The 24098-nt window shown below is 43.9% G+C and carries 19 protein-coding genes; 5 read left to right on the top strand and 14 right to left on the bottom strand.

The features are described from left to right. Positions 1-13: 13 nt before the first annotated feature. The 13 genes from atpB to C3B73_RS11745 form a co-directional block, all read right to left on the bottom strand. Complete coding sequence (gene atpB, locus C3B73_RS11805; RefSeq protein WP_103665797.1) at positions 14-1099, bottom strand: F0F1 ATP synthase subunit A; 1086 nt, start codon at positions 1097-1099, stop codon at positions 14-16. Between the two features lie 5 nt (positions 1100-1104). Further along, positions 1105-1479 (bottom strand): hypothetical protein, encoded by a 375-nt coding sequence (locus C3B73_RS11800; RefSeq protein WP_103665796.1) that lies wholly within the window; start codon positions 1477-1479, stop codon positions 1105-1107. Next, positions 1472-1696 carry an AtpZ/AtpI family protein gene (locus C3B73_RS11795; RefSeq protein WP_232803184.1) on the bottom strand — a complete coding sequence of 75 codons (225 nt, stop codon included), beginning with the start codon at positions 1694-1696 and terminating at the stop codon, positions 1472-1474. The genes C3B73_RS11800 and C3B73_RS11795 overlap by 8 nt, the downstream gene beginning before the upstream one ends. A gap of 15 nt (positions 1697-1711) precedes the next feature. Beyond that, a complete protein-coding gene (locus C3B73_RS11790; protein ID WP_103665794.1) occupies positions 1712-2134 on the bottom strand; it encodes a bactofilin family protein in 423 nt (140 codons plus the stop codon). 8 nt (positions 2135-2142) lie between these two features. Continuing rightward, on the bottom strand, positions 2143-3000 hold the full coding sequence (locus tag C3B73_RS11785) for a M23 family metallopeptidase (RefSeq protein WP_103665793.1): 858 nt from the start codon (positions 2998-3000) through the stop codon (positions 2143-2145). A 30-nt stretch (positions 3001-3030) separates the two neighbouring features. Beyond that, the gene (locus C3B73_RS11780) at positions 3031-4311 is read right to left on the bottom strand and encodes a glycosyltransferase family 4 protein (RefSeq protein ID WP_103665792.1); all 1281 of its coding nucleotides are present in this window, start codon (positions 4309-4311) and stop codon (positions 3031-3033) included. A 14-nt stretch (positions 4312-4325) separates the two neighbouring features. Next, a complete protein-coding gene (gene guaB / locus C3B73_RS11775) occupies positions 4326-5813 on the bottom strand; it encodes an IMP dehydrogenase (RefSeq protein ID WP_103665850.1) in 1488 nt (495 codons plus the stop codon). 121 nt (positions 5814-5934) lie between these two features. Continuing rightward, positions 5935-6276, bottom strand: coding sequence for a hypothetical protein (locus tag C3B73_RS11770; RefSeq protein WP_232803182.1), 342 nt, complete (start codon positions 6274-6276; stop codon positions 5935-5937). 84 nt (positions 6277-6360) lie between these two features. Continuing rightward, positions 6361-8958 carry a PAS domain S-box protein gene (locus C3B73_RS11765; RefSeq protein ID WP_103665790.1) on the bottom strand — a complete coding sequence of 866 codons (2598 nt, stop codon included), beginning with the start codon at positions 8956-8958 and terminating at the stop codon, positions 6361-6363. Positions 8959-9040: 82 nt separating this feature from the next. Continuing rightward, positions 9041-9931 carry a bifunctional methylenetetrahydrofolate dehydrogenase/methenyltetrahydrofolate cyclohydrolase FolD gene (gene folD, locus C3B73_RS11760; protein WP_103665789.1) on the bottom strand — a complete coding sequence of 297 codons (891 nt, stop codon included), beginning with the start codon at positions 9929-9931 and terminating at the stop codon, positions 9041-9043. 4 nt (positions 9932-9935) lie between these two features. Then, on the bottom strand, positions 9936-11309 hold the full coding sequence (locus C3B73_RS11755; protein ID WP_103665788.1) for a sigma-54-dependent transcriptional regulator: 1374 nt from the start codon (positions 11307-11309) through the stop codon (positions 9936-9938). A 15-nt stretch (positions 11310-11324) separates the two neighbouring features. Then, positions 11325-12761 carry a D-alanyl-D-alanine carboxypeptidase/D-alanyl-D-alanine endopeptidase gene (gene dacB / locus C3B73_RS11750; protein WP_103665787.1) on the bottom strand — a complete coding sequence of 479 codons (1437 nt, stop codon included), beginning with the start codon at positions 12759-12761 and terminating at the stop codon, positions 11325-11327. Further along, positions 12762-13235 carry a PTS sugar transporter subunit IIA gene (locus C3B73_RS11745; protein ID WP_103665849.1) on the bottom strand — a complete coding sequence of 158 codons (474 nt, stop codon included), beginning with the start codon at positions 13233-13235 and terminating at the stop codon, positions 12762-12764. It lies immediately after the preceding gene. Positions 13236-13418: 183 nt separating this feature from the next. On the opposite strand from C3B73_RS11745, the gene C3B73_RS11740 reads away from it, so the two are divergent. From C3B73_RS11740 to C3B73_RS11720, 5 genes are all read left to right on the top strand, one after another. After that, positions 13419-16565: a S41 family peptidase gene (locus tag C3B73_RS11740; protein ID WP_103665786.1), complete on the top strand. Its 3147-nt coding sequence runs from the start codon at positions 13419-13421 to the stop codon at positions 16563-16565. A 110-nt stretch (positions 16566-16675) separates the two neighbouring features. Beyond that, positions 16676-17341, top strand: coding sequence for a heme exporter protein CcmB (locus C3B73_RS11735; protein ID WP_103665785.1), 666 nt, complete (start codon positions 16676-16678; stop codon positions 17339-17341). A 5-nt stretch (positions 17342-17346) separates the two neighbouring features. Beyond that, entirely contained in the window at positions 17347-18528 is a 1182-nt protein-coding gene (locus tag C3B73_RS11730; RefSeq protein WP_103665784.1) for a DNA polymerase III subunit, read from the top strand. A gap of 2 nt (positions 18529-18530) precedes the next feature. Further along, entirely contained in the window at positions 18531-19367 is an 837-nt protein-coding gene (gene dapF / locus C3B73_RS11725; protein ID WP_103665783.1) for a diaminopimelate epimerase, read from the top strand. A gap of 1 nt (position 19368) precedes the next feature. Further along, positions 19369-20703 (top strand): type IX secretion system plug protein, encoded by a 1335-nt coding sequence (locus C3B73_RS11720; RefSeq protein ID WP_157939495.1) that lies wholly within the window; start codon positions 19369-19371, stop codon positions 20701-20703. Positions 20704-20709: 6 nt separating this feature from the next. Here the strand turns inward: C3B73_RS11720 and C3B73_RS11715 are convergent, their stop codons facing one another. After that, entirely contained in the window at positions 20710-24087 is a 3378-nt protein-coding gene (locus tag C3B73_RS11715; RefSeq protein WP_103665781.1) for a peptidase MA family metallohydrolase, read from the bottom strand. Positions 24088-24098: the final 11 nt, after the last annotated feature.

Below are 24098 nucleotides of genomic sequence, written 5' to 3'. Positions count from 1 at the left end.
TTAGATTATGTTATTAAGCTGAAACTTCTTCAGCAATATGTTCTGTGTGATATCCTTCTTCATCATGATGATGATCTTCAGCTGCCATTCCAATAAATACAGCTGACAATAATGTAAAGATGTATGCCTGCAAGAGGCCGACAAATACTTTCAAGGCGTACAATACAACGGTCAATGAAACTGAGAATATTCCAACTCCAAATCCGGCCCCGGCTCCAAAGAGGTCAGCAAAGATAAAGACCAAACCAAGAATGGCAATGATCATGATCTTACCTGACAACATGTTGGCGAACAAACGAATGGCCAGCGCGAACGGCTTGGTAAATAAACCCAATATTTCAACGGGTGTCAGGATGAATCTCACCCATCCTGGAACTCCGGGAAACCAAAAGACGTGAGCCCAGTGGTCTTTAGTACCGCTGAACTGCGTGATCACAAATGTCACTAATGCCAGTGTTGCTGTAACTGTCAGATCAGCCGTTGCCGTTGCTGCCCAAGGCAACAACCCAAATAAGTTCATAAATGAGATCCCCATGAACATGGTGAACAGAAATGGAACGTATCTGTCAGCCTTATGCGCATCAATATTATCACGCGCCACATCATCCCGAATGAAAACAAATAACACTTCAAAGATGTTTTGCATCGCTCCTTTTGGCTCAACATCCCGGCCAATTCCTTTTTTGTAGCGACTTGCGGCCATTATGGTGAGAATTACAGCCAAACCCATCCCCAGCCAGAAATAGACCAGGTGTGATGTGATCGAAAGATCGACTTTAATACTTCCCCCACCTGCCGGAACGATAGCCCCTTCATCAGTCTCAATAAATTCATCTGAGGCCAGTGCTTTTTTAGTGGAAGCATAGGCACTCAACTGCGCCTCTCCTTCTGCAGTCTCCCAGTAAAATATCCTTGGCAGATAAAGCTTACCACCGTTGATAAACTTAGGTACTTTAAAATAGTCGTGATCAGCAACAGTCCCCATCACGTCGATGACAGGCTCCTGAGCCCCTTCAGCATCGTCGGCTGCGAATGTATTTGATGTGCTTACACTGAGAAATAAAAGAGTTAAGAAAACTCGACGCAGGGTTTGAATCATTGTCTTTAACTGCCGCTCTTTTGAAGAAATTTGTTGATTAAAATCATTTCCGTTACAGATTGACAAAGATAGGAAATTATAAAACTAACTGTAAAGTAGATTTCATCAATTTTTGTGGTTGCAAGCAAAATGATGAAGAGGGTTAGCACGATCAAAAACCGAATAGCTATAGAAAACACATAAACCTTTATAAACAGGCTACCTTCCGTGTTTTCGAACTTTTCAAGTATCCACCCGCTGCTTACCACAAAGACCGAACTCAGCATCACTCCCGCTGTCACAGCTACACCCTTGGCTGCATCGGCTAAAAAAAAAGTAGCAGATATCATCAAAAGCAGTGCGGAGATCTTCAGTGAGTTTTTAAAGATGTGATCATTCACGCTTATCCTCGGAATCCAGTTTCTTAGTGATCCGGACGATCATGAAGCCAAAGCCTATCATAGCACCCAACACTCCTGCCATCAAAATGAAGGGAGACGTGCCAAAATATTCATCCAGGTAATACCCGATCAATATTGGAACCAACAAAGATGCCGCTATCTCTGCTCCAAGGCCAAGGTATGCCATGTATTTTTTTGGAAGAAGCTCTTTTGGCAATGAATCAGGATTATATTAGCTGCCGGCCGTAGTTGATTCGGTCGCTTTAGGCTTGTTGAAAGATTTTGCATCGGCACCCATTCGGCAGGAACCGTTGATCTGAGCTCCTTCTTCCACGATCAGCGTCTTCGTGTAAATGTTGCCATCAATTATGGCATTGGCGCGCAGGGTTAATTTTCCGGAAACTTTTACCTCACCATCTACTTTTCCGGCAATGTCGGCATCGGCAGAATCAATATTTCCATTGATCTTACCGTTTCCGGTTACAATGATCTTTCCTTTTGAATTCGCTTCACCCTCAATGGTACCGGCAACCCGAATATCAGAATCTGAGATCAGATCTCCTTTAAGCCTGGTGCCTTCACTGATGATGTTAACTGTCGGTGATTGTCTTGAATTGTCTGACACGTTATTTGATGATTTCTTAGAGTTGAGCATATTCTTTTTTAGTTGATTAAATATAATTCCGGATTTTGAGGAACGCCATCTTTCCATACTTCAAGGTGTAGATGCGGACCGGTACTTAATACACCTGCATCACCCGTAGATCCTAAAATATCCCCTTTCAGTACGAGGTCCCCTTCTCTTTTGTTTAGCTTTGCCAAATGTTTAAAGGTGGTAACCACTCCGTTACCATGCTGAATAGAGATCACATAGCCATTGTTGATCGTCCAGCTGCTGGTAAACACGGAACCATCAGCAATATTTATGACCGGTTCATCTATACCGGTGGCAATATCTATCCCATAATGTTCTTCTTCCGGTAAATAACCTCTTGTCAATGACCCATTGACCGGATAACGGCCGGGAAAGTCAGGTATGGTTTTGGATACGTTGGAGAATAGGATCTCGTTCTGTGATAATTTTTCTATGGAACCGAACTGCTCCATCGATATAAAATTTCCATCGTCTGTGCTTTGGGTTTCCGAGAACATCTGATCGAAACGCTGATCCATTGCCAACGTCGTATCAACACTCAAACGGATAATGTTTTTCATTTCCTGAAGTTGAGTATCTCTTTTTTTGAGAGAATCTTCCAAAGCTATGGTCTTATTGGTGATCTCCATGATCTGAGCACGTATTTCCGCTTCATCAGAATTATACAGTAATTCACCCAGCGGAGTCACCATGAAAGTGGCGGCAATCACTACCATCATGATCACAAATATGGTCATGAAGATCCCAAAAATGCTGTTCGGATATAATCTGTACGAATTATCCTCCCCCGGCTGGGTGTCATCCAACAGCATCACCGTAATTTCCTTATGGCGTTGTTCAAATAATTTTTTTAACAGATCGATCATAGACCTTCAAGTTAAACAATAGTCGCGTAATTATTGCGAAGTAAGTGAATCGAATACGTCCGACAGTGATTGTGTTAATTTCCGCCGGTCAAATTGTTCCATGTATGCCTTTTTAGGCTGTTTTAAAGCCTTTTGTTTCCAATCATTATACAAAGATAACAAGGCCTCTTTTACAGCCTCAAGATCATCAGGTGGTGCCGTATAACCGGCACCATAGCTTTTCAGGGTTTCCAGTTCAGCACCTTCATGTACCAGGCCTAAAACAGGTTTTCCGGTGCCTAAATATTCGAACAGCTTTCCGCTTTTAACCTGTTTATGAACCGGATCAAAATTGGATATCATCCAAAGTGCATCAGCTTTCATCAAATTGGAAACAGCATTTATATGAGTGACGTATCCCAGATCTGTTACAGAATTTCCCAAACCAAGTCCGTTTACCAACTTATTGATGCGAGGGGTCAAACCTCCCTGAAAATGAAGATGTATATCATTCATATTTATAGCGGATGCTTCATTCAATGCATCAATGGCCCTTAATAAGATATCAGGCTGGTTAGACTCATAAAAAAGCCCGCTATACAGAAGATTCAGCTTCCCCGGCTTATAGGGTAACGTAGCTTCATTTGTTCCTTTAAAATCATCCGGATCATAACCATGCGCAATGACCTGTGTTTTGGGGTCAATTTTCGGATGAGCCTGCTTGATCGATTGCCCCATAAATTCATCCAATACGATAACCTGATCAGCATTTTTGAGGCAATCCCTCTCCAATCTGCTGTGAATTCGTTTTTGCCATCTGAACAGATCATCCATAAAGTGATTGTTCGTCCAGGCATCCCGATAATCAAGTACAAGAGGAATTTGTAACCTTTCTTTTATTTCGGAAGCCGCAATATGATTGCTAAACGGAGGAGCGGTACTGAATATCAGATCAAACCTCTGTTCCTTAGACAATTCTATTGCCTTATCTACCGCCGGTCCGATCCATCCCTTTTTGTTATCCGGGTACATCAACAGCCGGGTTAACCTTCTGCCAAGTTCTGTGATTTTTTCTGAAATATCCGCTTGTCTGCCCTTTATAAATGGCAAATGAAACGGAGTTTTTGCAGTCACCCTGTGGACCTCTACCCCAATATTCGTCAGTTCATCAAGTAAGGAATGATCTGAATACGGATAGGCTCCCGGCTCAGGACAAACCACGATCGGGTTCCATCCAAACTCACGAAGGTATTTTACAAATTTGAGCGGACGCTGAACCCCACTCCCTCCCAGTGGAGGAAAGTAATACACCAATAAGAGCACGTTTTTCATGCCGGACAAGCCGTTTATGAAACCGAATAGTTTGGAGCTTCTTTTGTGATCTGAACGGAGTGTGGGTGACTTTCTTTATAAGCCGCAGCTGAGATCTGTACAAATTCAGCTTTCTTCATCTCATCGATGTCAGCGGCGCCTGCATATCCCATGGCCGCTCTTAACCCACCGGTCATCTGATGTACCACCTCGCTGAGGTATCCTTTAAATGGAACACGCCCCTCAATGCCCTCAGGAACCAGCTTATTAATATCATCCTCAACATCCTGGAAATAGCGATCTTTGGACCCTTTGTTCATGGCTCCGATGCTACCCATTCCCCTGTATGACTTATATTTTCTTGACTCATAAATAATGGTTTCACCCGGACTCTCATCCACACCGGCAAACATGGAGCCCATCATGACCGCATCGGCTCCTCCGGCAATGGCTTTTGGGATATCACCGGTTTGCTTGATACCGCCATCTGCGATCAAGCCTATTCCATTTTCTCTGGTAAACTCAGCCACTTCCATAACGGCACTAAGCTGAGGAACCCCAACGCCGGTTACCACACGGGTTGTACAAATTGAACCGGGACCAACCCCAACTTTCACGACATCTGCACCGGCTTCAACCAACGCTTCAGCCGCAGCACGGGTGGCTATATTACCCCCGATCACATTCAGGTCAGGATAAACAGATTTTATTTTTTTGATGGTATCAAGTACTCCCTGTGAGTGTCCATGAGCGGTATCAACCGTTATTACATCCACACTGGCGGCAACCAAGGCATCTACCCGATCCATGGTATCTGCCGTCACGCCTACAGCGGCCCCAACTCTCAGTCTTCCCATATCATCTTTACAGGCGTTCGGAAAGTTCATTTTCTTTTCGATATCCTTAAAGGTGATCAGCCCTACCAATTTATTATTGTTATCAACAATAGGGAGTTTTTCCACCTTATGCTTCTGAAGGATCTCTTCCGCCTGCTGAAGATTCGTTCCCTCTTTGGCGGTGATGAGATCTTCATGTGTCATGATCTCCCCCAGTTTCTTATTCATGGCCGACTCAAACCGAAGATCTCTGTTGGTCACGATCCCGATCAATATTCCGGAATCATCAACAATAGGGATCCCACCGATCTTTTGCTTTCTCATCAGAGCGCGGGCTTCTTTAACCGTGGCCTCCTTTTTCAGGGTCACAGGATCCACTATCATCCCGCTTTCACTTCTTTTCACCAAACGGGCATGCTCAGCCTGATCCTCGATACTCATATTCTTATGAAGCATGGCGATCCCACCCTCGCGGGCAAGTGCAATAGCCAGACGATATTCAGAAACCGTATCCATGGCTGCACTGATGATCGGAACGTTGAGCGTCAGATTCGGTGTGAGCCTGACACGGGTATCCACATCGCGTGGAAGTACCTTGGAATAGTTAGGCACAAGGAGTACGTCATCGTATGTAAGTCCCTGTCGTGTAATGCGTTCAAATGGAGAGGAGTTATTTGTATTGTGCATCAAAAGAAATTGTTTGGCTTGCAGTTTTTCAAAGATAAGTATATCTCTTTGGAAGTTCTGCATCGATTCACAATTTTTGCAGCTTTTATCTCACCATTGTAACGTTTTCAGGTATATCCTTTTAAAGCGACTTTACTTTCAAGGCTTTGATCGCAGCATCCAGGCTGCAAATACCATCCTGATAGCAGTTGACCCAGTAGGTAACAGTTTGTCTTCTTCGTTTTACAAATGGATCGACGGAAGAAAACCTTCCTTTCAGTTCTTCCACCATGAACCTGACATCGTTATGGATCTCAACCTTAAGTGCATCCGGCAGAGCTGCCCACCCCATGAGTTCAAAGGCTTCCTGCATCTCATTGTATTCTTGCCGACTCTCACGTTCAATACGCTTCAGAATTGGAAGAGCAAATAAAGTGGTTGCTGGTTGTTTTTGAGTGAAGGTAGTTAATGCGTTATTCATCATGATCATTGAGTTTTGTTTTTTGATTTACTCAATGATACGCACAAGGGGTGACATCATACTGTCACCCCTTCCAAAATTAATTTTTTACTTCAGAATACTCATGTTTGATGCCATGGATCCTTTAAGATCCTGCTTTTCGAAAGTGATCTTATAGGTGGTTCCATCTTTTGCATTCAGATCCACTTTTGCCCTCAGTTGTTTAACAAAAGTATCTATTAAGGTATGCCCAAGGGAAGATTTTTCTTTCTGATCTTCTTCAAAACCCACCCCATTATCTGTAACGGTAAGATGAATCTCATCATTTACCTCAGTCAAACCAATTTCTATCTCTCCATCATCACGCCCCACAAAAGCGTGCTTAAAAGCATTGTTCAGAATCTCGTTGAGAAGTAACCCAACCGGCAATGCCTGATTGATGTTGATCTGAACCTCATCCAGATTCAAATGGAGATCCACTTTTGCCGAGTTTTGGCTCTTGTACATGCTGAAAAGAGTATTGGCCTGTTTCTCAATGTTTTCTTTCAATGAGATATTGGCAAAGCTTTTAGACTGATAGAGTTGCTCATGGATCAAGGCAATGGATTTGATACGGTTTACACTTTTACCAAGCTGTTCAGCAACTGCCTCATCCTCAATGCCAAAGATCTGCAACTGAATGAGCCCGGATATGATAGCCAGGTTATTTTTAACCCGATGGTGAATTTCAGCAAGCAAAGCTCCCCTTTCCTCATAGGCTTCCATCAGTTCATTTTCAGCGGCTCTTCGATCTGTAATATCCCTCCATACCACGTACCGCATACTTTCGCCATCATTATCGGTCAGGTTGGTCAGTACGGTTTCAACCGGAACGACTGTACCATCTTTTCTCAGGTGTTCCCATTCGAACTTCAAGCCTTTTTTTCTGTTTTCAGTCAATTCACTGAGTGCTTCACCAAACAGTTTCTCAGATTCCCAGCCACTGCTTTGGGTCTCCGGTGATATCTCCAGTATCGATTTTCCGATCAATTCATTCTTTTCGTCATACCCCAGTAGATCAAGCAATGCTTTATTACAGTCAATAATATATCCATCCTTTTCAAGCAGGCTGGGATCAGAAGAATTTTCGAACAACTCCCGGTACTTTTTCTCAGACCGTTTGAGACGCTGTTCGGCCTCCATCCATTCGGTTATATCTACATGGGTACCAACCATACGCGTTGGGTTGCCATCCTCATTTTCTTCAAAGATCGCCCCTCTGTCCCATACCCAGACCCAATGCCCCTCTTTATGCTGCATTCTTACCTTGGTATCGTAAATAGGTGTTTTACCCTCTAAATACTCCTGTAATTCCTTTTCTGAGCGAATTTTATCCCCGGGATGTGTCAGGTTATTCCAGGTTTCAATATATGTGGGCTCAAGCTCACTCAATGAATACCCAAGCATTTGCGCCCAGCGTTCATTAAATATGGTTTTACCACTTACCAGGTCCCAATCCCATGTACCCGCACGGGTTCCGATCAAGGCATAATTCAATCGTTCTTTCAGGTCTTCCAGTTCTTTTCTGTATCGGATCTCAGCGGTAATATTTCTACCAAACCCAAGGAATCCTTCCTTTTCAGAATTGGCAGTTTTTAGCTTGGTCAGTTTGGTCTCGTAATGATTTTGCTTGCCTTCTTCATTTTGTATAAACCACTTATAGGTAAAGTGACCTTCGTCTTTTGCAGCTTGCAGAGCTTCGATGTGTACCTGTCCGGCTTTATTTCCGAAAACCTCCGTTGCGGTTTTCCCCTCCATCATAGTACGGAGTTCCTCATCCCTTGCCCACTTACCATACAAATTTGTGTACCTGCCATCCTCATCCAGTGTGAAAACAATATCATCAAAGGATTCAACAACGGTTTGAAACTCAGCTTGTCTGCGTTTCAGAGCGTGCAAGGTTTTTACTTCCTCTGTCACATTCCGCACACTTCCAAGTAATCTTACAACTTCGCCTTTGTCATTTTTTACGGCTTTGCTTTTTGTTCGCACCCACATTTCAACACCATCTACATTGGTAAAAGGTACGGTATGGTCATAGGGGGTGCCATCTTCCAGGCATTTTTTATAAGACTCCCCGATCTTTTTTTGAGCTTCTTTACTGTAGCATTTCAGGCTTTCGGTGGGAAGATCTCCGTCAAAAGGTTTTTCAAAACCGTGTAAACGATAAAGTTCATCTGTCCAGAAAAAAGTATCATTTTCTACATCATACTCCCACCCTCCGGTTTCAGATAACTCCTGAATGTTGTTTAGCAGCCGTTCACGTCTTTCAGCTTTCTCAATATTAGCCTTTTCCTCGGTGATATCCTGTTTAATAGCCATGTAATAGGCCAATTCACCTTCTTCATCCATAATGGGGATGATACTCGCTTTTTCCCAATAGTAGCTACCGTCTTTTTTGACATTTTTGAATTCCCCTTTCCAAACTTCCCCTTCATTCAGTGTGGACCACATTTCCCGATAAAATTCTTTACTCTGCTCCCCCGAATTTAGAATATTCGGATTCTTTCCTTTAGCCTCTTCAAGTGTGTACCCCGTCAACTCCGTAAAGAACTTATTTACATATAGGATATCATTATTCGCATCTGTGATGACAACAGATGCAGGAACCTGTTCCATTGCCGTTCGAAAAATAACCGAATCCAGTAATTTGTTAACCTTTTCCATAGCACAATTTTATAGGTTTATTTTAACCTACTTGTATAAAGTTTGTATGAAAAAACCGGACCCTATCGCTGTAAAAGCCTGATCATTCAGGATAGATCGATTTTTTCGCCGCCAATAAGGTATTCTTCATCAGCATGGCTACCGTCATGGGACCAACGCCACCCGGTACCGGGGTGATCCAGCTCGCCTTTTTGCGAACTGACTCATAATCCACATCACCCACTAACTTGTATCCTTTTTCTGACGTTTCATCCGCCACACGATTTATACCAACATCTATCACCACAGCCCCCTCCTTGATCATTTCACCTTTGATCAATTCCGGTTGGCCTGCCGCTGCGATCAATATATCTGCTGAGATGGTATGTTGCGTCAGGTCTTTTGTAAATTTATGGCAAATTGTGGTTGTAGCTTTACCGGACGAATTCTCACGCGACAGCATGATGGCCATTGGTGACCCCACAATATTACTGGCCCCCACCACTACCGCATGTTTTGATTTAACCGGGATGCTGTAGTGTTTGAAGAGTTCCATGATACCTGCCGGCGTACAGCTTCTGTAGCAGGGCTCATCCACGGTAAGGCGACCAACATTCATGGGATGAAATCCATCCACATCCTTTCGATAATCAATGGTTTCTATCACATCGTGAGATGACAGATGTGAAGGAAGTGGCAGCTGAACCAAAATGCCATCCACTGAATCATCTTCGTTGTAGGCCTTAATGATGGATTTAAGTTCTTTGGCTGAGATCGTGTCCTGCAGAATGCGGGTATGAGTCTCAATGCCTACATCCTCACAGGCTTTAGTTTTTGCGCCGGTATAAACCTTGGAAGCCGGATCGTCTCCCACCAAAATAACCTGAAGAAACGGGGCTCTGTGCCCTTTTGACTTCCAATCGTTTACATCCTCACGGACTCTGTTTCTCACCAGTTCGGCTACTTTCTTGCCATCAATGATCTCTGCGCTCATGCTGCTATCTTTCTATGTTGTACTTATTCATTTTATTGTAAATATGACTACGCTGTATTCCAATTTCCTCAGCAGTCTTCGAAATATTCCAGTCGTTTTTCTCCAGTCGTTTTATCAAGAACACTCTTTCGGCCTGTTCCTTGAATTCCTGAAAGTCTGAGATCCCTTCGGCAAGGGCATCCAATTTGTCAGATGCAGAAGTTTTGGAGGATAGAATGCTGTTCACGGTCTCCTCATCGATCTTATGATCAGGTGCCAGTATTCCAAGACGTTCGACAGCATTTTGTAATTCCCTAACATTACCTGACCAATCCCGCTCTTTCAGGGCTTCCAGTCCATCATCGGTGAATGTCACTTTAGAAAAACTGATATCCCTCTCCTTTAGTGAACGAAGGCAGGCTTCAGCGATCAACGGAACATCAGACCTCCGATCTTTTAGTGCGGGTACTTTGATGGGGATCACATTGATACGGTGGAACAGGTCTTCCCTGAAGTTACCATCGGCTATTTCCTGCTCAAGGTCTTTGTTGGTAGCCGCCAATATTCGTACATCGATGGAAATGGCCTCACTTCCGCCAATGCGGGTGATCTTGTTTTCCTGAAGAGCCCGAAGTACTTTTGCTTGTGCGTCCAGGCCCATATCCCCTATTTCATCAAGGAATAAAGTACCTTCGTTAGCCTGTTCAAACTTTCCGATTCGCTGTTCGGCCGCGCCGGTAAAGGCTCCTTTTTCATGGCCAAATAATTCACTTTCCAGAAGATCTGCCGGAATGGCCGCACAATTTACTTCCACCATAGGTCCACCGCTGCGGGGACTTTTTTCATGGATCCATTTGGCCACCAATTCCTTTCCGGTACCATTGTCGCCGGTAATAAGCACACGTGACCTCGTTGGAGCCACTTTATCGATCAGATCCTTGATCTTCTGAATTGATTTACTTTCACCAATTATTGGCTGAATGGACGGAAGTTTTTTTCTGATCTGCTGATTTTCCTTTTCCAGGTTTTTCTGCGAAAGGGCATTTCTTACTGCGATCAACAGGCGATTCAGGTCAGGCGGTTTTTCCAGAAAATCATAGGCCCCGATCTTGGTTGCTTCAACAGCAATTTCGATGGTACCATGGCCAGAGATCATGATCACAGGAACTCCGATCCCCTTCTCACGGATCTGTTTCAATGTCTCAATACCATCCATCCCCTGCATCTTGATATCCAAAAGCATGAGATCCACATTTTCTTTCGAAACAAATTCTAAAGCTTCCTTTCCGCTTTCTGCAGTCGATACCTTGTAGTCCTCAAACTCGAGGATATCCTTTAGCGTATTCCGGATCGCCTTTTCATCATCCGTGACTAATATGTGTGCTTTTGGATCGGCCATTATCAGGGATTGAGATCAATACTTGTTATAAAGGTACATCAGAATTTTTTCATGAACCGAATCAATGGGGCGCACCTTTTCTGATATGTAATTATTGGTGCCAATGCTGACGATCAGCTGCTTGCCGGAACGGGCATTCATGTATCCGCTCAGGGTTCTCACTCCGGTCACAAACCCGGATTTACCCTTAAAGTTATTATAAAGCGGTGTGCCCTTCATTCTGTGTGCCAACGTACCGTCAATTCCGGCCACCGACATACTACTAAAATAGGCTTCAAAGCATTCATGCGACTGCATCTCCACCAGTAACTTTGATAGATTCTCAGTGGTATTGAAATTTCCACCCGCCATTCCTGAGGCATCATTCATTTGTACGTGAATGGTATCCAAACCTATCTCAAACAGAAAATCACGGATCTGTGAAATTCCATCCTCAAAACTTCCTTTTACTCCACTTTTTTGAGCCGACAGGGTTTTGGTCATCATTTCAGTGTAGAAGTTGTCACTTTCCTTATTCGTCCACTCGATCAGTTTTCCCATTGGATATGACCGGTGTATGGCAAGCGGCTCCATACCGGATGTCTGCAGCCCATCATAGGATACTTCCAGCTCTCCTTCTACCTCAATGCCATTCTCAGCCATGTAGTTACGGAATGAGTGCAAAAAATACCCCGGAGGGTCATTCACAGAAAGTGACTCATCTTCATAATATCCCTGAGGCAGCGTACTCCCAAGCGTAATGATATTACCTCCCAACTCTCTCCGATAATACTCATCGTATTCTGTATTCGGGTGCGTGATCACCTGTTGGTTGATGAAGGTCACATAATCAGTACTATCCGGAAACCAGGTAATTCTTGGAGTATCGCCGATATTTCCATCCGCAAAAACCTCAAGATCCACCGTGTTATTATTGAATGAAAGCGGGCTGACCTGAACGGCATAGTAAAAGGAGAAGTCATACCAGTCCCACCCTTTAGGGTACACTTGCTCATCAAACAAAGACACATCTGCGATCAGTTTACCGTTAATTCGCTGAATTCCGGCTTCTTTCAGTTGCCTGACATAACTCTCAAACACATGATACCGGTTACCGTCATACAGATCTCCACTGATGGAGGGGTCACCGCTTCCTACAATGATAAGATCTCCATCCCAGGTCCCCTCAGATAGACTACCTTCACCGTAGATCACCGTTTTAAACTGATAATCGGCTCCAAAATGATCCAGAAGTGCCGCTGTTGTTACGAGTTTTTGATTGGATGCCGGGATGATCACCTTGTCAGAGTTGTGCTTCTCTAAAATATAGCCCTGATGATCACGGACCGTCACAGACCAGAAAGCCTCCTGATTGGGTGCATTTTCAATGACCGAACCTAAATTTTGAGCATACAGATAGTCCGAAGTTGCAAAAAGAAGAATGAGTATTGCAGTTCGGAATAAATGCTTCATCTAATTCACAAAATATTTTTCTTCTTCCATTCTGAATGCTTCCAGGATCTCATCTGAGGAAGTACAGGCCAGGATCTTTTCACGGAATGAGCCACTGTTCATCAGGCGGGAAATACGGCTTAAAAGTTTGATATGCTGACTATTCTTGGATTCGGGCCCAACTAAAAGAAATACCAGGCGAACCGGTTCATTATCAATAGAATCAAAGTCGAGGGGATCTTTCAGCAGTGCAAAGGCCGCGTGGTTTTCACTCACGGCTTTGGTTTTGGCATGCGGAATGGCTAAACCTTTACCAACCCCGGTCGACATGATCTCTTCTCGTTCAAAAACGGCTTTTCGTACATCCTCAAGTTGCTCATTACTGTCAACCTTATTCTTTAGCGTATCCACCAATGCATTGATGAGCTCCTTTTTTGAGCCTGCAATGTGGTTTGGGAGAACAGTAATTTCATCCAGCAACGAAAATAAATTCATGTAATATCCTGACAAATAATTTTTAAAACTCAGCAACCGAATATAGGCACCGAAGTGATAATCAATCAAAGTTTAATTCTGCGATTTTGAATGAGTAAGATAAAAAATTTTCAGCCCTCCTCTTTGTGATTTACTTGGTGTTTAAGTAACCTTTCTTAAATCTTAATCAATTGAAGCGTTCTCATGAGGATCCTACCATACATCGTTATTTCATTTATTCTAGCTCTATCCGGCCTCAATCCAGCCTCAGCCCAAAATGAGGTGTACTTCACTACCCATCCTGCTATCTCTCCGGATGGGCGAACCATTATTTTTGCGTACGAAAGTGATCTTTGGAAGGTCTCAGCTACCGGTGGTCAGGCAGTGCGATTAACCGGGATGGATGGTGAAGAAAGTGCTCCAGCCATTTCCCCCGATGGACGATGGGTTGCCTTTACTTCCAATCAATATGGGAATAATGATGTTTATCTGATGCCGATCAATGGTGGGGAGATCCGGCAATTGACCTTCCATCAGGCTGATGATCAGGTTGAGTCCTGGAACTGGGATTCTGATGAGATCTTTATTCGGTCTGACCGATATAACCGAGCCAGTGTGTACACTGTGAGTAAATCCGGAGGAACCCCTGCAAGATTGTTCAGCCATTATCACAATACCGTGCATAACCTGGTAAAACATCCTGAAGAGGCTACCTATTACTTCAATGAATCATGGGAGAGCTTCATCTTCCCGCAGCGAAAGAAATACCGGGGACCCTACAATCCTGACATAAAATCTTACAACATCGACTCTGAAGTGTACTATAAACTCACTGAGTGGGAAGGCAAAGACCTTTGGCCAACCATAGACCGTAACGGAACCCTGTATTTTGCCTCAGATGAAAGCAACGGCGAATACAACCTTTACACCCTGAACGGAAATCAAAAAGTACAGCTTACTGATTTTGACACCTCCATCTTCTATCCACAGGTTAGTGCTAACGGCGAAACCATAGTATTTGAAAGAGATTATCAAATTTACACGTTTGATGTGAGCACTCAGGCCTCAAAAAGAGTACCTATCCGTATTCTGAAGAACAAGACTTTATCTAAAGAACAAAGTTTTAATGTTGAGGGAGAGATCTCCTACTTCGACGTTTCAGCCGATAAAAACAAGTTAGCTTTTATATCGCGGGGGGAATTATTTGTATCTGATATCAAAGGAAAATTCGTCCGTAAAATTGAAACAGACCCAATGGGACGGGTTCTCGAAGTAAAATGGATGGCGGATAACAAAACACTGCTGTTCAATCAAACTTCAAATGGGTACCAAAATCTGTTTACCATTCATGCTGACGGATCCGGTGAATTAAAACAGATCACAACTGACGATCAAAATAACCGGGCTTTGGAAATGAATTCAGACCGCAGCATGGCACTTTATCTGAGCGGCCGAAGTGAACTGCGTTTAATGGATCTTGGATCCCTCGAAAGTGAATTGATCGTAGAAGACGAATTTTGGGGGTTTCAGAATCAGCAGCCTCGCTTCTCTCCTAATGATGAATATGTACTTTACACAGCAAGACGAGATTTTGAGCATGATGTCTTTACGTACCATATTGATTCAAAAGAATCTTTAAATCTAACCAAAACCGGAGTTTCAGAATCGGATCCATTTTGGTCGCCCGATGGTAAATACATCTATTTTTCTTCATCCAGAACACAGCCATCCTATCCCCGGGGTGGTGGCGAAACGGATCTCTTCCAAATGGCCCTCGATGTTTATCAAGAACCATTCAAGTCCGATAAATTTGATGATCTGTTTATGGAGACCGAGAAGGAAGAAGAAAACGGAGAAGAGGAAACCCCCGAAACAGAGATCGAGATCTCCATTAACCCTCAGGACCTGATGAAACGGCTGACTGTGATCGGAGAACGATTCGGCTCACAATATGCTCCCTTTGCGGTTCAGGATGGGGATAAGAACATGATCCTGTACGGCAGTAATCACGATGAAGGTAACTCAGCTCTATATGTAACGACTCTTCAGCCGTTTGAAAATCCTGAAACCAAGAAATTTGAGGGGATCAGCTTTGTGAGTAACATCCTGAATGTAGATGGCACGCTCTATGGGGCATCCCGCGGTGATATTTATGAACTGGATCCCGCTTCAGCCAAGGCAACAAAGATCGAGGTCAGCCATGACTTCAACCGAAACCTTAGAAACGAGTTCGATCAGATGTTTGAAGAATTATGGGCAAATATTGAAGAAAACTTCTACAACGAAACGTTTCATAACATTGACTGGCAAAATATCCGTGACCGGTACCGTGACTTCCTTCCTCATGTAAACAACAGAAATGACCTTAGCCGGCTTCTGAATGATATGCTAGGTGAGCTGAATTCATCACACATGGGCTTTAGCACCTCAGGGGAAGAAGAAGAGGAATTTTACTCGACGGTTTCCATATCAACAGGCATACTGTTTGAGGAAGACAACCCATACACGGTAAAACATATCATAAGTAATGGTCCGGCAGATATAGCTGAGACGGACATTCTTCCTGGAGATGTGCTAACCGCGGTAAATGGCAAAGCCATAGATCCTGATTCAAACCGGGAGATGTACTTTAACTCCCCTTCTATGCCCGAAGAAGTAAACCTGACTTTTGAAAGAGGGAATGACTCATATACTTTGAAGATCCATCCGGACAGTTACTTTTCTACCCGAAATAACCTTTATGACGAATGGGTCGAACTCAATCAGAGTATCGTTGATAACGAAAGTGAAGAGCGGATCGCCTATGTCCATATGAAAAATATGGGTGGTGGTGAGCTGGAAAACTTCCTGATAGAGATGACCTCAGAAGCCTATCATAGAGACGCCCTGATCCTCGATCTTCGATATAATACCGGTGGCAACGTTCATAACGATGTGTTGCAATTTCTGTCGCAGAGGCCTTATCTGCAATGGAAATATCGGAACGGCGATTTTGCTTCTCAGCCTAATTTCACACCGGCCGCCAAACCGATCATCCTTCTGATCAACGAACAGTCCCTCAGTGATGCTGAAGTTACTGCTGCCGGATTTAAGGAACTTGGTCTTGGTACTGTGTTAGGAACCGAAACATACCGGTGGATCATTTTTACCTCCGGCAAAGGATTGGTGGATGGATCCTTTTACCGTTTACCTTCATGGGGAGTCTATTCCCTTGACGGAGAAGATAACTTGGAAAGAACCGGTGTATCTCCCGATATCGAGGTTACCAACACCTTTAAGGACCGACTCATGGAAAGAGACCCTCAGCTAACCCGGGCTATTGAACTTGCATTAGAACAACTACAAAATTAGATCCGGTTTTGTAGGCGAGAGGGATAACAACACCCTTTCGCTTACATAAATAGTTACCTTAACCGGGCTTTATTTCTGTCAATAGCCCGTTAAAATCCTTAAACTTGACCATGAGCTGGATCAGAAGCACTTATACTATTTTAATGAAAGATCTGCGTATAGAATTGCGCACGCGATTCGCTTTTAACATGGTTCTGGCTTTTGTGGCTGCATCCATGCTGCTGGTGTTATTCACCCTTCGGGCAGATCAGCTGGAACCGGGTCCCAAATCAGGTTTGGTCTGGATCATTATCCTGTTTGCCGCTTTGTCGGCCCTCAGCCGTAGTTTTATTTCAGAAACCGACAAAAATACCTTCGACCTCTTACGGATCTATGCCGATGGGACCAACGTGTACAGCGGTAAACTGATCTATAATTACCTGTTTACCCTGCTTATTAACGTGACCACATTTGCCGGCTACATTTTTCTAATGAACCTTAGTATTCAATCCTGGACGGCCTTTTTGATCATGCTTCTGGTAGGTACAGCCGGACTTTCAGGAGTGGCTACCATGACCGCAGCGGTCGTCTCACAAGCTGACCGCAAGGGGGCGATCTTTTCTGTATTGAGCATTCCCTTGTTCATGCCGTTAGTACTGCTTCTTGCAGACATCAGTAAAACAGCTTTTGTGGATGGCGGAGCTGCATCTTTAAATAACATTACTGCATTAGTCGGTTTTGCCGGGGTGACCATCACATCCGGTGTTTTGCTTTTTGATTTTATCTGGGAGGAATAGAACGTATGAATATTAAATTTGGCAATAAGCGTATCATTGGGCAGAAAAGGGCTAAAGATCAGGTGGAGAGAATTCTGGCCTCCGACCGGATCAGTCATGCATACCTCCTGTCAGGGCCTAGTGGTATTGGCAAAACGGCTTTTGCACTTGCACTGGCTGAGGCCATAAATGGCATCAGTAACCTGAGTGATCTCGGTGAATATGCCACCTCAAAAAAATCATCCTGGTTCACCCATCCTGATATACATGTGTTCATCCCAAAACCAACCACAGTTAAAACGGAAGAACTGAGAGACCGCCTTGAGTTACTGGCAGAGGACCCCTACGAAATTATTGGCTTTTCTCAGCGTCCCTCACTGGATGATGAATCTTCCAAGAACCGGCAGGCATTTTATCCCATTGATTATTTCAGAGAAGATATCCGCCCTATTGCCAAACTTAAGCCGAACGAGGGAAACCGGGTGGTAGTTATCATGACACAGGTTGAAACCATGCGTAAGGAAACCGCCAATGCCTTCCTTAAAATGCTTGAGGAACCATCTGATCGCCTTATGTTCATCCTTACCACCGAAAGCTATGAAAGCCTGCTTCCAACCATTACCTCCCGTTGTCAGCATATTCCACTTGGAACACTGAAGGATAAGGAAATAGAAGAGGGTTTGATCGATGTGGATGGATTGAGCCCCGATGATGCTGCTTATCTGGCGAGGGTTTCCGGCGGGAATTACGCCATGACCCGGTTCTTTGATGTAAAAAAACTAAAGGAGAACCGTGAATCGGTGGTGGAATTTATGCGAATGGCATTCAGTCAGGATGCTGCCGGGCTATCAACACTGGTGCAGGACTGGCAAAGCTCAAACAACATTGAAGGTTTGATCGCGATCACTAACCTGATCGAAATGTATATCCGGGATCTGATGATCTATCGTGAAACAGAGAACCGAACATTCGTAACCAACATCGATCAACTGGAATCGATCCAGAAATTTGTAGGCTCTCTTGGAGAAGCAAGACTTGAGGAAATGATCGATCATCTTGATTCATTTAGGTCTGCCATCCGGCAAAACGTAAATCCAAAGCTGATATTTATTGCGATATCGCTGCGTTTTTCCATGCTCATGAGGGGACTCGATCCTGTGATATCAGAAGATAATAACTGGCAACATATTCCGGCTTTTGTGGAGTAATTATGCAGAAGATCTCATTTCATAAAATGGAAGGTGCAGGAAATGACTTTGTGGTCTTTGATAACCGCAATTACAGATTTTCTCTTGAAGATATCATTGCCTTCACCCCGGAATTATGTGACCGTAAATTTGGTATCGGGGCTGACGGCATTCTGGTCCTTCAGGAAGCAAAACGTGAAGATGTGGATTACACTATGATCTACAGAAACGCTGATGGCAGTGATGCGGGCATGTGTGGCAACGGTGCACGTTGTTTGGCTATGTTTGCCTATCACTTTGGGTTTGGTTCGTCCCAGACTTTTAATGTGCATCAGAATGTGTACGAAGCTGAGATCCATGCTGATAATTCTGTAAGTATTCACTTTCCGGTTCATGTAAAAGCAGAAGAGATCAGTGTGGATGGTCTACCTTTCATCAAAGCCGATGCAGCCACCGAACATCTCGTACATTTTGTGGATAAGGAACACCTGGATGAAGTGGATGATCTTGTTGACACCGGCCGTAAGATCCGGTATCACGAATCCATCGATCCACCGGGGACCAATGTTAATTTTGTTCATTGTGATGAAGACAGGCAGATCTCACTGCAAACCTATGAGCGGGGCGTGGAAGATCTCACCCTTGCTTGTGGAACCGGTGCCCTTGCCTCAGCCATTGCAACCCATCACAAATATAACCATAAAGAAGGGCATAGCGAGTATCAGGTAACGGTAAAAGGAGGCAATTTAACCGCTTCTTTTGATTATGATGCTAAGACCCAAACCTATCATCAGCTGATCTTATCGGGTCCGGCTAATTTTGTTTTCAGAGGAAGTATTTCAGTGGGATCAACCGAATAATTTGAACCTGAAGTTTATCCATATAGTCAAAGATAAACCTGATTGGCTGCTTTTGGCCTGTGTGATACTCATGTTGAGTCAGTTTTCAGGTTGTTCTTCAACCCTGAACACTTCTTCTGCTTCTGCATCAACAGGTGAAGCCTCGGTTAACAGTGTAGTCTTGGTACCAAACCAAATTCCAGTGCCTGCTTCATTTAAAAGTGTTCAACTTTATGCCAATAACGATCAAAGTAACCCACCGGTCATAGAACTCAATTCTGATGACCATCTGACCCTATCATTTGATGAACTGACCGAAATTAACGGGCAATTCAGGATCACCTTTACACACCACAGCAAAACATGGGCACTCAGTAACATCCCCCAGGATTGGTATTTGGATGGTATTGGTGAACTCATTCTTGGAGGAGGACAAGTAAGTCAGTCACGAGGCCCCGATTACATTCACTACGAAATGAGGATCTCCTTAAATGAGGTCCAATTTACGAGCAGTGGAAATTACCTGTTACACGTCACAGATCCTGAAAGTGGTCAAGAACTATTTTCTCTCCCCTTCTTTATCACCGAAAATGAAGGAGAACTCAGTTCAACTTCACAAACTCTATTCAACTCGGGAAATCGGTTCATGCCTGAACACCGTTTATTCAGCACCTTTAATGTCCCCGATCTTGTGGAATATCCTGAATTCGACCTTAGTTTTTCATACGTCCAAAACCGTTTTTGGTCGGATACCCGTTTTACTGACTCATATGATTTCAACACTCCGGGTACTGCCAAATTTGATCTCACTCAATCGAATGCCTTTCCTGCAAATGTCAGTTATGTTACCAAGAACCTGAATTCATTTTCACAGATTAATACGCACATCGTTGAGTGGAACCCCGGCTCTAACCCACCTAAAGCAATCCTCAAAGAGGATGTTGTAAATTTTCTGAATTCTGACTTTGGTACTTCCTCTACATTCAGAACCTATTCACCGGCATCATCTAAACGAGCCGATTATGCAAGGGTCATTTTCCTTTTAGATGGCTCCGATAGCCTTTCTCCTGATAACAGGATCTATATACTTGGGGATTTCAATCAGTGGTCCGCCGTGCATGAAAATAAAATGGTTTTTGACTCTACCACAGGCTTTTGGAAAAACAGTCAGTTACTCAAGGAAGGTACCTACAGTTATCAATACATTTTACTCGATGAAACCGGTCAGATAGATCTCACCTCACTTTCCGATAACAGTTCTCCAAACGTTCAGGAATACATGAGCTTTGTGTACTTCAATGATCCAGAGCGAAAGTTTGACCGACTGTTAGCCGTGGAAACATTTTATGCCAGATAGTGGATCCTAAAAATCGATTCCAATACTGAAATAATGGATCGGTTTGGATAGAAAACCACTTCGCTGATAAGGCCAGCCTACATCATATCTGAATGGCAAGCCAAACAGGATAGTACGAAGTCCAAAACCGGCTCCCATAAGAATGTCTCCATCAAGATAAGGGGCAGGGCCTGAGCCAACTAAATTACCGTTCTGATCCCTTAGCTCATATGTACCTGTTTGCTCTTCAGCGATCTTAAAATCCAGTTTGGACTCGTTGATGATATCGTTTCCATCGCCATCCACCAATCCATAATCAATACGCTCTCCCCAGGCTGAACCGATATCAAGGAAAGCGACTCCGGTCACATTGTAAAGGGGTAAGATTGGAACTGCTCCCGGTACAATGGCTGCAAACAGTGGGAACCTGAATTCTGCATTGATCAATGAGAAGTTACTGCCATAGATACTGTTATAAGCATATCCCCTGACCGGTAAAGCCGGAACGGTAAAGAAACTGTCTGTGAGTTTATCGTAGGAAAGTCCATTCTGGTTGAACCGTTGATTGATCCAGCCAAGGCGGCCTCCCATAAAATACGTTTGTTTATCCGGTCCAACCGAAGCAGCACCGGAAGCTCTCATTGCAAAACTGTATCGGGAGCCGAGGTTGAAATATTTTCTATAGTCGCCCAGTACAGATACAAACTGAGGAGCGTTATCACCAACACCTGGACTACCGGATAAACCAATGGAATACCTGTTACCCCCCTGTGGTGTAATAAATCCTGGTAGAGTCTGATCGTTGGTAAAGATCACCTCAGGATATAAAAAGAAACTACTTTGATTAGGATCCTGATTCAGGTTAAAACTGCTGCCGGCATATAGGTCACTAACAGAACTGTAATCTCGAGTGATCCCCATGAATGAGAATCCGGCATCCACTCGCTTGAATTTACTGATCGGATATTGGGCATTTACACCCCCACCGTAAGTTCTGAACCGTATATTCTCACCGAAAAAAGTCTGATACTGTCTTGAAGAGTGGAAATAACTAAAGAACCAGTTGGTACGATTTTTCATATACCCATACTGCAGCGAGTAATCACTGTTTCTAAGGTCGGTCACAAAGTTCGTACCCAGTGCGATCTGATGATCACCAAGCAGATCACTGATAATAAACTGTGTCAGCGCATAGGTACCATAGGTAGAAGCCACAATAGATGGATTGTATGAAATATCCGTTGAGAACCGGAGTCGATATTCCTTGGGCTGAAATCGTCCATCTTCAGTCAGGGTATTTTCCGGCTGAAAATTCTCAATGTCTTCCAGTACAATGGTTGTGTCTTCCATGACTTCCGTACTAAATACGTAATTCCGGAAATCGATCTCGTTGTTATTTTCTTCTTCCTGAACCTGTCCCCCTGTTTCACCGGTGGCGGTTGTATCTGTTCCAGCAGCCTGGCCACCGGTTTGATCACCCTGGTTTGTATCATCCGCTACAGCAGCTATATCCTCTCCAACCGGCAATCCTGCTCCCGCAACGCTGAACATTTCGCGCGCATATTTTGTGGCAGGCACCCGTTCTGAGTCGGATTCTGTGGCTCGTCGTTGGGCCCAATAATTAGGGGTAAGTTCCTCAGATTTCCTTCGGTCAAATGGAGAGCGTAAAAGAAAGATATCCAGATAACCCTCATTTATAGAATTAAAAGCCAATCTTGAACCGTCAGCACTCATAGATATTTGAGAAGCACCGGTCTGCAGATTTGTAAGCGGGGTTGAAGTCCGGGTATCCAAATTAAACTCATACACGTTCTGTATACCATTTTTATCTGATATGAAGACCATTCGGCCATCACGGGTAGTTTTGGGAGACCTCTCACTCCAGATAGGGGTATCGGTCAACTGAGTCGCTTCTCTCGAATTTAGTCGCACGCGATACAGATCTGTTTGGTACATGCTTTCCGTACTCAAAAGATCAAACTCCAATGAGTAATTGTGTAGCTGAGTCCTTTCCCCACGATCGGATACAAAATAGATATGCTCGGAGTCCGAAGCCCAAACCGGTTGCATATCGGAAAAGAAATCACCCGTGACATTCGTGAGTTTCTGAGTACTCAGGTTGTAAACAAATATATCCTGATATGGACCTATGTTTGCATCGAAAGCGATCTTTTCACCATCCGGCGACCATGATATGGAACCAATGGCATCGAGGTCAGGGAATTTCACTTTAGTGACTCCGGTAGTTTCATAATCTATGATGGCAAGATCATCCCTGCCCTCTGATTTCGTTGACATGGCGATCTTACGTCCATCGGGTGACCAGGCAATGTTGGGATTTAAAATATTCAGTTCCTCAAATTCAGGATCATCCTCTCCGCGGATCAAGGTCTTCAGTTTTCGGCCATCAATGGCACTGATCGCAACCACATCAAAATACCCACGCTTGTTAGTAATAAAAGCGATCTTATCGCCCTGTGGGGAAATGGACGGACTGGTATTATAGGAACCGTAATCTCCCCGCTTGGTCAATAAGGTTGATATCATATCGGCTCGTTCACGTTCAGCCACTTCCGGATAATACCGTTCCTGAAGGGCATCCTGCCAAACCTTGGACAGTTCCTCAATATTCAAACCAATGGACTGTTGTAATCCATATTCAACGCTTCGGGATGTTTTTATGCGCTGTAGGATCTCCCCAATCTTTTGCCGGCCGTATTGCTCAACAATGTAGTTCCAAACGGCTTGTCCCCCTCGATACGAATAATAGCCGCTCAGGTATGGAATGGGCGGAAGATAGTTATTAATGACGGCATCACGGATATACATGTCTGTGTTAGTGTCCCAACCCAGTGCGGTATATTCTGCAAGGCCTTCTTCAAACCAAAGTGGGAAAACCAGCTGAATATTATTTCGGATGATGGAGTTGATGGTTCCACCATAAAACATATCGTTGAAAACGGCATGAACCAGCTCATGATGCAGCGTTCTTCTGAAATCCGCATAGTCTCCGGCAAAAGGGACCGTCATCCGGTTTTTCATTTTATCGGTCACACCACCAATACCCTCTGCGCTGGTTGGTAAATTAACCACATTGGTTTGTGAGAAATCGTTATGAGAATCGTAGATGATCAGGGTAATTCGGTTCGATATCTCATGATCAAAATCCTCACTTAGCTGTTTATAGGCCGATTCAATACTTTTTGCGGAAAACTCGGCCAACTCATAATTCTTTTCCCCATAGTAATACACATCAAAGTGAGTGGATTGTATGTACCGCCACTCAAATTTTTCGTATTGAACACGGTTCTTTCCAAAAGGATAATACTGAGCAAAAGCAGACATGGAATCTGCAGCCAGGATCATAAGTCCAAGAAAGAGTATGGAGAAAATTTTGGTCTTCATAAACGTAAAAA

Source organism: Gracilimonas amylolytica (assembly GCF_002911695.1).
Lineage (GTDB): Bacteria > Bacteroidota > Rhodothermia > Balneolales > Balneolaceae > Gracilimonas > Gracilimonas amylolytica.
The sequence above is the reverse complement of the archived record's forward strand: the minus strand, read 5'-3'. Positions and strand labels throughout refer to the sequence as shown.